The sequence below is a fragment of the Paenibacillus sp. FSL H7-689 genome (assembly GCF_000517905.1).
GTDB classification, from domain to species: Bacteria; Bacillota; Bacilli; order Paenibacillales; family Paenibacillaceae; genus Paenibacillus; species Paenibacillus amylolyticus.
In genome coordinates, this window is record NZ_ASPU01000008.1 from 52,553 (window position 1) to 63,629 (window position 11,077).

The 11,077-nt window shown below is 44.0% G+C and carries 15 protein-coding genes; 11 read left to right on the forward strand and 4 right to left on the reverse strand.

The genetic code is table 11. The annotated features are described in order from the left end of the window. Positions 1-21 precede the first annotated feature (21 nt). The 4 genes from rplQ (at position 22) to rpsI (ending at position 2,375) form a co-directional block, all read left to right on the forward strand. Positions 22-387, forward strand: coding sequence for a 50S ribosomal protein L17 (gene rplQ, locus C170_RS05670; protein WP_017692102.1), 366 nt, complete (start codon positions 22-24; stop codon positions 385-387). Between the two features lie 159 nt (positions 388-546). Then, positions 547-1,320: a tRNA pseudouridine(38-40) synthase TruA gene (truA, locus tag C170_RS05675; RefSeq protein ID WP_017692103.1), complete on the forward strand. Its 774-nt coding sequence runs from the start codon at positions 547-549 to the stop codon at positions 1,318-1,320. A 205-nt stretch (positions 1,321-1,525) separates the two neighbouring features. Further along, entirely contained in the window at positions 1,526-1,963 is a 438-nt protein-coding gene (gene rplM / locus C170_RS05680; RefSeq protein ID WP_024633564.1) for a 50S ribosomal protein L13, read from the forward strand. A 19-nt stretch (positions 1,964-1,982) separates the two neighbouring features. Then, positions 1,983-2,375 (forward strand): 30S ribosomal protein S9, encoded by a 393-nt coding sequence (gene rpsI, locus C170_RS05685; RefSeq protein ID WP_017692105.1) that lies wholly within the window; start codon positions 1,983-1,985, stop codon positions 2,373-2,375. A 420-nt stretch (positions 2,376-2,795) separates the two neighbouring features. On the opposite strand, the gene C170_RS05690 is transcribed toward rpsI, so the two are convergent. Next, positions 2,796-2,987 carry a hypothetical protein gene (locus C170_RS05690; protein WP_036607204.1) on the reverse strand — a complete coding sequence of 64 codons (192 nt, stop codon included), beginning with the start codon at positions 2,985-2,987 and terminating at the stop codon, positions 2,796-2,798. A 203-nt stretch (positions 2,988-3,190) separates the two neighbouring features. Between C170_RS05690 and C170_RS05695 the strand changes: the two genes are divergently transcribed. The 4 genes from C170_RS05695 (at position 3,191) to C170_RS05710 (ending at position 7,080) form a co-directional block, all read left to right on the forward strand. After that, the gene (locus C170_RS05695; RefSeq protein WP_036607207.1) at positions 3,191-3,883 is read left to right on the forward strand and encodes a phosphoadenylyl-sulfate reductase; all 693 of its coding nucleotides are present in this window, start codon (positions 3,191-3,193) and stop codon (positions 3,881-3,883) included. Positions 3,884-3,906: 23 nt separating this feature from the next. Next, on the forward strand, positions 3,907-5,076 hold the full coding sequence (gene sat, locus C170_RS05700) for a sulfate adenylyltransferase (protein WP_036607210.1): 1,170 nt from the start codon (positions 3,907-3,909) through the stop codon (positions 5,074-5,076). Positions 5,077-5,144: 68 nt separating this feature from the next. After that, positions 5,145-5,900: an N-acetylmuramoyl-L-alanine amidase CwlD gene (gene cwlD, locus C170_RS05705; RefSeq protein WP_036607212.1), complete on the forward strand. Its 756-nt coding sequence runs from the start codon at positions 5,145-5,147 to the stop codon at positions 5,898-5,900. 79 nt (positions 5,901-5,979) lie between these two features. After that, complete coding sequence (locus tag C170_RS05710; RefSeq protein WP_036607214.1) at positions 5,980-7,080, forward strand: Mrp/NBP35 family ATP-binding protein; 1,101 nt, start codon at positions 5,980-5,982, stop codon at positions 7,078-7,080. An 88-nt stretch (positions 7,081-7,168) separates the two neighbouring features. Here the strand turns inward: C170_RS05710 and gerD are convergent, their stop codons facing one another. Then, positions 7,169-7,918: a spore germination lipoprotein GerD gene (gerD, locus tag C170_RS05715; protein ID WP_036607216.1), complete on the reverse strand. Its 750-nt coding sequence runs from the start codon at positions 7,916-7,918 to the stop codon at positions 7,169-7,171. A 125-nt stretch (positions 7,919-8,043) separates the two neighbouring features. Here gerD and C170_RS05720 point away from each other — a divergent pair, with 125 nt between their 5' ends. Beyond that, positions 8,044-8,676: a KinB-signaling pathway activation protein gene (locus tag C170_RS05720; RefSeq protein WP_036607218.1), complete on the forward strand. Its 633-nt coding sequence runs from the start codon at positions 8,044-8,046 to the stop codon at positions 8,674-8,676. Between the two features lie 98 nt (positions 8,677-8,774). Here C170_RS05720 and pdaB read toward each other — a convergent pair whose 3' ends face one another. After that, a complete protein-coding gene (gene pdaB, locus C170_RS05725; protein WP_036607219.1) occupies positions 8,775-9,551 on the reverse strand; it encodes a polysaccharide deacetylase family sporulation protein PdaB in 777 nt (258 codons plus the stop codon). A gap of 122 nt (positions 9,552-9,673) precedes the next feature. Here pdaB and C170_RS05730 point away from each other — a divergent pair, with 122 nt between their 5' ends. Then, the gene (locus C170_RS05730) at positions 9,674-10,291 is read left to right on the forward strand and encodes a stage II sporulation protein M (RefSeq protein ID WP_036607221.1); all 618 of its coding nucleotides are present in this window, start codon (positions 9,674-9,676) and stop codon (positions 10,289-10,291) included. A gap of 155 nt (positions 10,292-10,446) precedes the next feature. Next, positions 10,447-10,677, forward strand: a complete 231-nt coding sequence (locus C170_RS05735; RefSeq protein ID WP_017692114.1) for a hypothetical protein — start codon at positions 10,447-10,449, stop codon at positions 10,675-10,677. Between the two features lie 175 nt (positions 10,678-10,852). Here the strand turns inward: C170_RS05735 and C170_RS31285 are convergent. Continuing rightward, positions 10,853-11,077: hypothetical protein (locus C170_RS31285; protein WP_235200720.1), on the reverse strand; the 225-nt coding region annotated here is incomplete at its 5' end.

Below are 11,077 nucleotides of genomic sequence, written 5' to 3' on the forward strand. Positions count from 1 at the left end.
TGAAGTGAAGGAGGGAAAACAATGGCATACCAAAAGTTGGGCCGTAATTCCAGCGCACGTAAAGCTTTGTTCCGTGACCTGGTAACCGACCTGTTCTTATACGAACGCATTCAGACAACTGAAGCGAAAGCAAAAGAGGTTCGCTCTATTGCTGAAAAACTGATCACTAAAGCGAAAAAGGGAGATCTTCATGCCCGTCGCCAAGTGGCAGCTTATGTTCGCCGCGAAACTATCGATGGTGAGCAAGATGCAATCCAAAAACTGTTTAGCGAATTGTCCGGTCGTTACGCTGAGCGTCCAGGTGGATACACTCGTATCTTGAAACTGGGACCTCGTCGTGGTGACGCAGCGCCAATGGTTTACTTGGAACTGGTAGACCGCGCGTAAAACAGATGAGATGAGGAAAGGGGACAGAATCAACGGTTCTGGATTAACCCTTTTTTTCTCTTCATTTCGGAATTCGTGCTGTAATAGAAGCTCCGTAAGGGGCTTCTTTTGCTGTTCGGGATAGGGATATGTATAGTATGGAACAAAGGTGTGGTAATAATGCGGAACTTATGTATGACGTTAACTTATGATGGCACTGCCTATTTCGGCTTCCAAGTACAGCCGGGTGGGAATACCATTCAGGATCATCTTGAAGATGCGATTCGTGCTTTAACCGGTGAGAAGGTTAAAATTACAGGTTCAGGCCGAACAGATGCAGGTGTTCACGCCCGCAGACAAATCTTCAATTTTCCTACGGAGTCCCAGATCCCGATTGAACGTTGGTGTATTGCACTCAACTCCAGATTACCCTCCGATATTGTCGTTATTGATGCGATTGAAGTTTCGGCTGATTTTCATTCTCGCTATGCAGCGAAAAAGAAAACGTATCGTTATACAGTCAATGCGAATCAATTTCCGGATGTATTCAACAGAAGACTGCAATATCATCATCATGCGAAGCTTGATATTATGGCAATGCAGGAGGGCTTACGACATTTCATAGGGACGTATGATTTTACCTCTTTTGCTTCACGCAAGTCTCAGAAAGAGAATCATGTCCGTTCGGTGTATGAAGCATGGATGGAAGTGGACCGATCAATGTGCAGAGACCATCCGCGCGATCAGGGTGTCATTCACATTTATGTGAGTGGTAACGGCTTTTTGCAGCATATGGTTCGTATCATTGTAGGGACACTGCTGGAGATCGGAGAGGGCAAACGGAAAGCCTCTGATGTACCAAATATGATTGCTGCATGTAATCGATCTGCTGCAGGACCTACTGCAGTTAGCTGCGGTTTAATGCTCTGGGATCTTGAATACAAAAAAGATTAAATTTGGTGAGTGAAAAGCTTAATTAACACTTGCGATTTAATCGCCTATCATGTAATATAAAAGTTGTGTTTTCTTAATGGCTTTCCCACAGCCCCAATTAAGAGGTTCACATCAAATTTACAATCCATCAACACCTAAAGTTATAACTTAACGAACGAAGATAAATGAAAATGATGATTTTGAACATTTTAAGGAGGAACTTTTCATGCGTACTACGTACATGGCGAAGCCTAACGAAGTTGAGCGCCAATGGCACATCATTGATGCTGAAGGCAAAACCCTCGGACGTTTGGCGAGCGAAGCAGCAGCTTTGATTCGCGGCAAACACAAGCCACAATTCACTCCACATGTGGACACTGGCGATTTCGTTGTTATCATCAATGCTGAGAAAATCGTATTGACTGGTAAGAAAATGCAAGGTAAAAAATACTACCGTCACTCAATGCACCCAGGTGGTTTGAAAGTAACTACAGCTGAAGAGATGGTTAAAAACAAACCTGAGCGTATGTTGGAATTGGCTGTTCGCGGTATGCTTCCTAAAACTCGCATGGGCGAGAAAATGAAGTTGAGACTTAAAGCGTACAGAGGCACTGAGCATCCACATGCAGCACAAAAACCAGAAGTTTACGAACTTCGCGGTTAATTAAAAGGAGGACAGTTTCATGGCACAAGTACAATACTATGGGACAGGTCGTCGTAAACATTCGGTAGCACGTGTTCGCCTTGTACCGGGTGAAGGACGCATTGTCATCAATAAACGTGATATTAATGAATACTTCGGTTTGGAAACACTCAAACTGATCGTAAAACAACCACTGAACTTGACAGAAACGCTCAACAACTATGACGTTCTTGTTATTGCTCATGGTGGCGGAATCTCCGGTCAAGCCGGCGCAATCCGTCATGGTATCTCCCGCGCTCTGCTCAAAGCAGATCCGGAATACCGTGCATCCCTGAAAAAAGCAGGATTCCTGACTCGTGACCCACGTATGAAAGAACGTAAAAAATACGGTCTTAAAGCGGCTCGTCGCGCACCTCAGTTCTCCAAACGTTAATATTAAAAGCCTTTGGCCTCGGTCAAAGGCTTTTTTATATATTCATGATTATTACGCCATATATTATATTAGTTTATGCGGTAGCTCTTATATTTCTGATGTCTCTCCCCAAGCTTCTGCATTTTTCCTTCATTGCCTTTTCAATGTGCCCTTAATGTCCCTCAATACAGTCCTATAATATGTACGTTAATACATCCACATTTTACTGAACCTCTCTAATCGTTTAGATCATTGAATATGCTCATACCCATCGCTCAGCACTCACCACTCACCACTCACCACACATTTTATAACAGCTCTTTTATAATCATCGATTAGAACTCATGCGTGATTTCTTGAATGCACTCGGCTTACTGTTTTTGCACTTAATTCTTTATTGCAAACCTTATCAGTATTTCTTATGGAAACGATAAAAGTCCCTTACATATCAACAGCTAAAATTCGCAACGTTGCTCCCCTTAAAACTTTAGCTTTTCTTCCTTTATTTTCAATCACCCAGTGTTTTTTTGATGCAGTTCTCGATGACAAGAACTGTCCAAACCCAGTAACAGCAAAGGTTTCCCAGGCTAAGCGATGTATTTTTACCTGTCTAATGACCTGGGCCAACATCATTGTTTTTATCTCATTAACAGAGAAATGGATAAATTGAACCAAAATAATGTTTGAGAGCGACGATAAGTAATGGGCAAAAACTGATTTATTTTACCATATGGCAGGCATTGACATCCCCAATGAAAGATTTATACTAAACATAATTCATATTAGATTAGTCGGCTTTAAGATGTATTGAATTGCAGAATGGGGGAAATTCACAGATGAACTTGTTGGAGAAAGAAGATTTGGCACGGACGAAGGCAGAGGAACTGGAACATGCTAGTCCAGAGGATATTATTCGGTATGCTATTGAAACATTCCCAAATATCACTTTTGCATGTAGCTTTGGTGCAGAAGATGTTGTACTTGTAGATATGGTGCAGAAAATCAGCCCATCCACAGATATTTTTTATCTGGATACAGATTTTCACTTTAAAGAAACATACGAAACACGTGATAAGATGCAGGAGAACTACAATCTTGAATTTGTACGTGTGTCTCCTAAGATTACTCCGGAAGAGCAGGCAGCTGAGCACGGTGAAGAGTTGTGGAAGTCTGATCCCAATGGGTGCTGTAACATTCGCAAAGTCGAACCGTTAACACGTATTCTTTCTCAGTATGATGCATGGATCACAGGTATACGTAGAGATCAAGCACCAACTCGTGCAAACTCAAAGAAGGTTGAATATGATTCCAAATTTGGCCTGATGAAGTTTAATCCGATTGCACACTGGACGACTGAGGATGTATGGCAATATATTCGTGACAATAACGTTTTATATAACCCTCTTCATGATCAGAACTACCCAAGTATTGGTTGTGAGCATTGCACACGTCAAGTGATGCCTGGAGAGGACCCACGTGCCGGACGCTGGTCTGGTAATGATAAAACGGAATGTGGCCTTCATAAATAATAGCTATACAAGGAGCTGACAAGATGACATCGATTCTGCCTCATGGAGGTACGTTGGTTCAACGTATCGTACAAGGAGAAGAACGGGAGCAATTGTTACAAGACAGTAAAAACTTATCCTCTTTGCGTATTAATACCTGGACAATATCAGATTTGGATCTAATTGGTGTAGGTGCGTTCTCACCACTTCAAGGTTTCTTGAATGAGGAAGATTACCTTTCGGTGGTGTCTCGCATGCGTCTCGCCGATGGAACAGTCTGGAGTATACCGATTACACTTGCTGTTGACGATAAACAAGCCGCATCCCTCCAGATTGGTGAACGTGTGAAACTTGTTGGTGATCAAGATGGAGTCACTTATGGATTGCTCGAAGTCCAAAGTATATACCAGGTGGATCAGGGTGAAGAAGCCCGGCGTGTATTCAAAACAGATGATCCCGAGCACCCGGGCGTTAAAAAACTTCTGGAGCGTCCTGCAACATACGTAGGAGGTCCAATCCAAGTGTTGAACCGTCCAAAACCTTCGAAATTTGAGGAATTCTATTATGATCCTGCAGATACCCGGAAGATTTTTCAGGAGAAGGGTTGGAAGACCGTAGTTGGTTTTCAGACACGTAATCCGGTCCATCGGGCTCATGAATACATTCAGAAGAGCGCTATGGAGATTGTAGATGCACTCTTCCTGAATCCGCTTGTTGGAGAGACGAAGTCGGACGATGTACCTGCAGATGTTCGGATGAAGAGTTATCTGGTATTACTGGAGAACTATTACCCGGCTGATCGTGCGTTCCTTGGTGTGTTCCCCGCAGCCATGCGGTATGCTGGTCCACGTGAAGCTATTTTCCATGCGATGGTTCGCAAAAATTACGGGTGTACCCACTTTATTGTTGGTCGTGACCATGCGGGTGTTGGTGATTATTATGGAACATATGAAGCACAGGAGATCTTTACTAACTTTACAGCAGAGGAACTGGGGATCACTCCGTTGTTCTTCGAACATAGTTTCTTCTGTACCAAATGTGGAAACATGGCATCGAGTAAAACTTGCCCACATGATAAAGAACATCATATGGCGCTTTCCGGCACCAAAGTACGCGGGTTGCTCCGTGACGGCCAGTGCCCTCCACCTGAATTTACACGTCCTGAGGTAGCTGAGGTGCTGATTGAAGGAATGGCGGAGCAAGTCCGCTCCTAGCGGTATATTTGTCCATCTTGTCCCATATAGATGATTAGAGTCATTTATAGGGACGAGGTGGTTTTTTTATGCGTAAAAATATGGGGAAACACTTTGTAGTCTGGATTAGGCTAAAAACAATCAAAAGGGTCATGCTGAGTCTCTGTCTACTGGCCATGTTAGTGGCGGTAATGTCCTATGAACTGCCTTCCGCTAAGACGTCAGGTTATTGGAGTTTGCCGATGGCGGGTAAAGTCATTGCCATTGATGCAGGACACGGAGGTCCAGATGGAGGAGCGGTAAGTAAACAGGGGGTTATTGAAAAAGATATCAATCTGTCTATCGCCCTGTATGTGAGAGATTATTTGCAACAGGCAGGGGCCTTAGTGGTTATGACACGAGAAATAGACACTGATTTGGCGGAATCGGACACCAAGGGGTACTCCAAACGAAAGACGGAAGATCTGAAACAAAGAGTACGGCGGATAGAGGATAAGCAAGCAGATCTCTTTATTAGCATTCACATGAACAGTGTCCCATCCAACCGATGGAGTGGAGCGCAGGTTTTCTATACAACGAACCATCCGGATAATGAAGGTTTGGCTAATCTGCTTCAACAAGAGATGGTTCGTAACCTGGAGAATACAGATCGGATCGCCAAAACGGTGAATACGGTTTATCTGTTACAGGCTCTGAAGATCCCTTCAGCGCTGGTAGAAGTGGGTTTCCTTTCTCATCCGGAAGAGGCACGTATGCTTGCTGACGAAGCTTATCAACGTAAGGTAGCTGCTTCGATCTATAATGGAATTCTCAGATATTCCTCAGGAGAACGGCCTAAAAGTTAGTCAGAACAAGAAAGGTAATGATATAATTGGATCAGCATACCTAATTACATGCCAATAGATAAAGCTGAGGTGCTGTCTGATGTTATCAAAAGAACAGATACTTGAACTATTACAGCCATTACAAGAACCACAATTGGGAGTAAGTCTGACCGAACTGGAATGGGTTCGAGATATTATGGTGAAAGAAAATCATGTGGCTCTGACCATAGTGACACTGGAAAATCGACCTGAGGATACAACAGCCTTGACTGATGCAACGCGTAATCTGTTGTCCCAGCACGGAATGAAGGATGCCCATATTCGTGTGCGTGCAGCTTCTGAGCATGATCGTGAGAGCCTGAATATGGGACAACCCGATAATGAGCCAGATCGGGACGAAGTGCTCGTAAAAGGTCACGCAGCGGGTCTGGATGGACATGAGCTGTTAAGTCCTGAATCAGGTGTTCGTTTTATTGCTGTGGCCAGTGGTAAAGGTGGCGTTGGTAAATCAACGGTAACCGTTAATCTGGCTGCAGCCTTGGCACGTCAAGGCAAGAAAGTGGGCTTAATTGATGCGGATATCTATGGCTTCAGTGTACCCGACATGATGGGGATTGAAGAATATCCGGTCGTTGAAGATGGCGTTATTCAACCGGTTGAACGTTTTGGCGTCAAAGTCATGTCGATGGGCTTCTTTATTCGGGAGAACAATCCGGTAATCTGGCGTGGACCCATGCTAGGTCGGATGTTGCGTCAATTCTTTACGGATGTCCAGTGGGGCGAATTGGATTATATATTACTGGATTTGCCACCAGGTACGGGAGATGTTGCTTTGGATGTGCATCAGATGTTGCCACAGAGTAAGGAAATCATCGTTACCACGCCGCATGCAACGGCAGCTTTTGTCGCAGCACGTGCGGGTGCAATGGCCATTCAGACCGATCATGAGTTACTTGGTGTGGTTGAGAATATGGCTTATTATGAGTGTGGCAGTTGCGGAGAGAAGGATTATGTCTTTGGTCGTGGAGGCGGGGGAAGACTTGCGGAAAGTCTGCATACAAGCCTGCTTGCCCAGATTCCATTAGGCACGCCGGATAATCATCCTTCCGAGCCTGATTTCTCACCTTCGGTTTACAAAGCAGATTCCCGTATAGGGGCTATCTACGATGAAGTTGCCCGGTCCATTGAATCCAAATTCTAATGGTATGAGTGTTATAAATACAAATAAAGCCTGCGTCCATTTGGATGCAGGCTTTTCAGTATCTGTGGTGCGTATTAACACCTACTGTTTATGATCCGCCGCCCGAATCTCCACTGCTTCCACCATCTCCGCCATCACCACCACCTTCGCCCTGACCCTCTTGCTGTCCGCCTTGTTCTTGCCCCTGTTGTCCGCCACTTTGCACTTTAGGTTGCAATTCGTCCTGTACTACCTTCTTGAGCAAAGTGAGTACTTCCATGCGGAACAACGGGTTTTGCATCACTTCCTGCATGACAGTCATCGTCTGTTTACGATAATCCGGAGTCTTCGTCATATCCATGAACATCTTGGATACCTCAGGTGACTTCATGATGTCTTCAACAGACTTTTGATATGTGGGATCTTTAATCAATTGCATATGAAGCTGTTTACTTTGTGCGTTGATCACTTTGGCAAATTCACCCGCAAACTGCGGATCGGTCATGATCTTTTCGAATTCCTTCTTATATTCGGGAGCTGTGATGGTATCTTTTACTGCAATACGTATTTGTTCCGAAGATTGCACAGGCATTAACATTTTCATACCAATGGATCCCGAAGCACCACCCGAACCGCCGCCTTCTTCAGAACCGCTGCTTCCGCTGGATGAGCTTTGACCTGTAAGAGCTTCCTCCACCGCTTTCTTGCCTTCATCACTTTTTAAGATATCTACAACCATTGTTTTCATCTCTTTATAACTGCCCTGAGGAGGCGAAGAACTCTGATCTGAACCGCAGCCGGCAAGCATGACGGATAGCCCCAGTACGACACAGCATAGCTGCCACAAAGGCCGTTTCATGTGTACAATCCCTCCTTGATTAGATACTGGATGTAGTATGTGATGGGAAAGGGGGAAATATGTTGAGCAATGATGGTTTTTTGCTGAGAAGGTTGGTAAAATAAACACTCGGGGGTGGAAAACTTTTGAATTTACGTAAATGGTTTTTCCTGTTTTGGACAGCCTTGCTTATTGGGGCCGCGGGAGCATTGGGTACAGGATTGATTATGATGCTGGTGAACGGGGAGAAAACAAATGGATTGAATGATTTTCTTCTGTATCTTTTGATCTTATTTGGATCAGGGGTTATGATCAGCGTGTATTCACAAATGGGTTTCTTTGCATATCTGATATTGAATTATATGGGTAAAGGTGTATTTCCAAAGCGCGGTTGGCAGATCGTGCAGATTGTACTAACGGTGTTAGCCCTGCTTGACGTGATGTTTTTACGCCTGTTTGTTGGGGGAGACCGGGAACGCATATCGGATATTGTGTTAGGTATCATTATTTTGGCAGCTGCAATTGTTACCGCTTACGTTAAAGTAAAGCTGACTCATATCTCCGCGCTTGTACCTACACTCTTTTTCATGATTGCCGTCACCATAGTGGAGACGATCGGCGTATTACGTATTGATGTGAATGCTGCAACCATATTTATTGTGGTTCCCTTGCTCCTATGTAATGCATACCAAATGCTGATATTGCACAGGCTGGTGGATGTATCGACGAACCGGAGTGTAAGTGGAAAGGCAGAACAGTTGAAAGAAAGCCGAGCATAGAATTCATTTTGCACAAAAAACATACCAAAAAGAGCTAACCTGGTTAGCTCTTTTCAACTTTTAAGCACCTATTTGAGCTATAGCTCATAATTGAGTAATCATTGACCGCTGGCTTGGTCACGAACTTCCTTACCTTCCACACTGGAATGGTTGAGCAACTCAGACACGGTAACAAATTCATAGCCCTGATTTTTCAACTTGTCGATAATTACAGGGAGTGCTTCATGCGTTTGTTTGGAGGAATCGCTTGCATGCAGCAGTACGATGTCCCCTGGATGTGCCTTGCTTACTACGCGATCAACAATGGTCTGTACACCAGGGTTTTTCCAATCCAAGGAGTCGGTATCCCACTGCACAACCTGATAATTCAGACTATTGGCTACCTGAAGCACTCGCTTGTCAAAGTCCCCGTTGGGCAGACGTAGTAATTTCGGTTCTTTTCCCGTTAAATCGGTTAAAATGCTATGAGCTGTCGAAATTTCTTTGCGAATTTCTTCTTCAGTCAGGCTGCTGTAGTTCTCATGTCTGTGACCATGGCTGCCAATTTCATATCCTGCCTCTTTGATGGCAGTAACAATTTCGGGGTGTGTCTTGCTCCAGGGGGAGGAAAGGAAAAAGGTTGCCTTCTGCACTTTATTCTCCTGAAGAACTTTCAGAATCGGCTCTGTCCGTTTATCCCCCCAGCTAATGTCAAAGGTAAGTGCGATTACCTTCTTCTCGGTTGGAACGCTGTAGACGGCGGATGGTGCTTCCTCCGAGAATACGGAGACATTGCCTCTCTCCAGATAGATAATACCGATCGCAAAGATGGCAGCAACGAGGACAATCAGGTACCGTTTAATCTTTTTGCCGCTAAATACATAGAACGAGTTCATTTCAATAAGCGCCCCTCTCCCATAAGAAATGCTTGTTTACTCTCCAATGTATGCTCGTACTGCCCAGTTATTCGTCACTGATCCTTGTTTGTCCATCATTTTAGATTCTACAGGAGGTTATTATGTTAAAATTCAGTACATTTCTTAAAGATCTTGGTTCCATCCGTAGTGCATTAATCTGGTCCGTAGTTTTGTTTGCTGTTGGTATAGGGGCAGGATGGGTGAGTACAGGGCCACTGGAAGAACTGTTGTTGAACCAAATCGGAGGATTACGTGAAGTCAGTGAACGGCTGGAGCAGGGGGGCAATGTGCAATGGAACTTCTTTCTGTTTATCTTTTTCAATAATGCCATCAAAAGTGTACTTGTCATCTATGCCGGTATATTCTTCGGAATTCTGCCTGTCATCTTCCTGCTGATCAATGGGATGGTCCTTGGATTTGTGGTGCACACCACGATGAATTATGGAGCAAGCTTCTATGACATTGTGGTTAAAGGTTTACTTCCGCATGGCATTATTGAGATTCCGGTCATTATCATTGCTTGCGCCTTCGGACTGAAGTTTGGTGGTCTGGTTATCAAAAGCCTTGCACAACTTGGAAGTGACAAGCGAAATACGATGGGTACCCGGTGGAGAGCATTCATGAATAGGACGCTAACGGCATCCTTTTGGGTTGTCATCTTGCTTCTTGTTGCAGCAATCATCGAAAGCACACTTACGTATACTCTGGTGAGAGGATAAAATTTTGTGATGGTTGGCATTCATAAATTTTCAGAAAGTTGACCATAACAATAAAACGGGTTTCAGCAGCACCCACAAAAGCGAGAATGCACGGGGTGTTGCATGAAACTTGTGTAAGTGTGATAAAGAGGCTATGCACAAAAAGGAGAACTCTAATGCTGGGTATGTTGTTTAACGAGAAGGAATGCAAGGAACTAGACTATGTGCTGCGTAAAGAATTAGATGAGATGCTTTTCGATCTAAGTGATAATCGTCTTGACCAAGAGATCAAATATGCTATCGCGAGCCGATATAAGACTGTGTTCCGCATGTATGCACGCTTTGCCCCGCCAAAAGAGTTGTCCAAGTACGCCAGAGGTGGGAAGCTGAAAAAGTCGAAGCCATAATGCTGAAGCTGGTCATATATTCGATTTACAGTAGTGGAAGGGAGGTGCGGCTCTTCATAGCGGGTGCTGTACCTCTGAACTATGAGAATGTGAAATTGCTGAGGGGTTCATACTTTTTGTCGAAAAAGGGTTGACCTTTCTAATTTCATATGGTAAATTAATTTTCGTTCCTTTTTTAGGAGCGGTTCACGGAAAGAAGCATGAAAATAAAGCGATTGAAAATAATCGAAAAAATAATGCTTGCAAAGAGAACTTCAACATGATATATTATAAAAGTCGCCGCTGAAACGACGACAACATGAAAAACAGCACTAAATTGAATGTTTGATCTTTGAAAACTGAACAACGAGTGAGTAAACATTCTGCTTGCAGAATGAACGCGAAAGTTTGAAACAAGCCT

Bases quoted from the DNA above. Each gene is read 5' to 3' on its own strand.
- rplQ (WP_017692102.1), top strand. From the start codon at position 22: ATGGCATACCAAAAGTTGGGCCGTAATTCCAGCGCACGTAAAGCTTTG.
- truA (WP_017692103.1), top strand. From the start codon at position 547: ATGCGGAACTTATGTATGACGTTAACTTATGATGGCACTGCCTATTTC.
- rplM (WP_024633564.1), top strand. From the start codon at position 1,526: ATGCGTACTACGTACATGGCGAAGCCTAACGAAGTTGAGCGCCAATGG.
- rpsI (WP_017692105.1), top strand. From the start codon at position 1,983: ATGGCACAAGTACAATACTATGGGACAGGTCGTCGTAAACATTCGGTA.
- C170_RS05690 (WP_036607204.1), bottom strand. From the start codon at position 2,987: ATGATGTTGGCCCAGGTCATTAGACAGGTAAAAATACATCGCTTAGCC.
- C170_RS05695 (WP_036607207.1), top strand. From the start codon at position 3,191: ATGAACTTGTTGGAGAAAGAAGATTTGGCACGGACGAAGGCAGAGGAA.
- sat (WP_036607210.1), top strand. From the start codon at position 3,907: ATGACATCGATTCTGCCTCATGGAGGTACGTTGGTTCAACGTATCGTA.
- cwlD (WP_036607212.1), top strand. From the start codon at position 5,145: ATGCGTAAAAATATGGGGAAACACTTTGTAGTCTGGATTAGGCTAAAA.
- C170_RS05710 (WP_036607214.1), top strand. From the start codon at position 5,980: ATGTTATCAAAAGAACAGATACTTGAACTATTACAGCCATTACAAGAA.
- gerD (WP_036607216.1), bottom strand. From the start codon at position 7,918: ATGAAACGGCCTTTGTGGCAGCTATGCTGTGTCGTACTGGGGCTATCC.
- pdaB (WP_036607219.1), bottom strand. From the start codon at position 9,551: ATGAACTCGTTCTATGTATTTAGCGGCAAAAAGATTAAACGGTACCTG.
- C170_RS05730 (WP_036607221.1), top strand. From the start codon at position 9,674: ATGTTAAAATTCAGTACATTTCTTAAAGATCTTGGTTCCATCCGTAGT.
- C170_RS05735 (WP_017692114.1), top strand. From the start codon at position 10,447: ATGCTGGGTATGTTGTTTAACGAGAAGGAATGCAAGGAACTAGACTAT.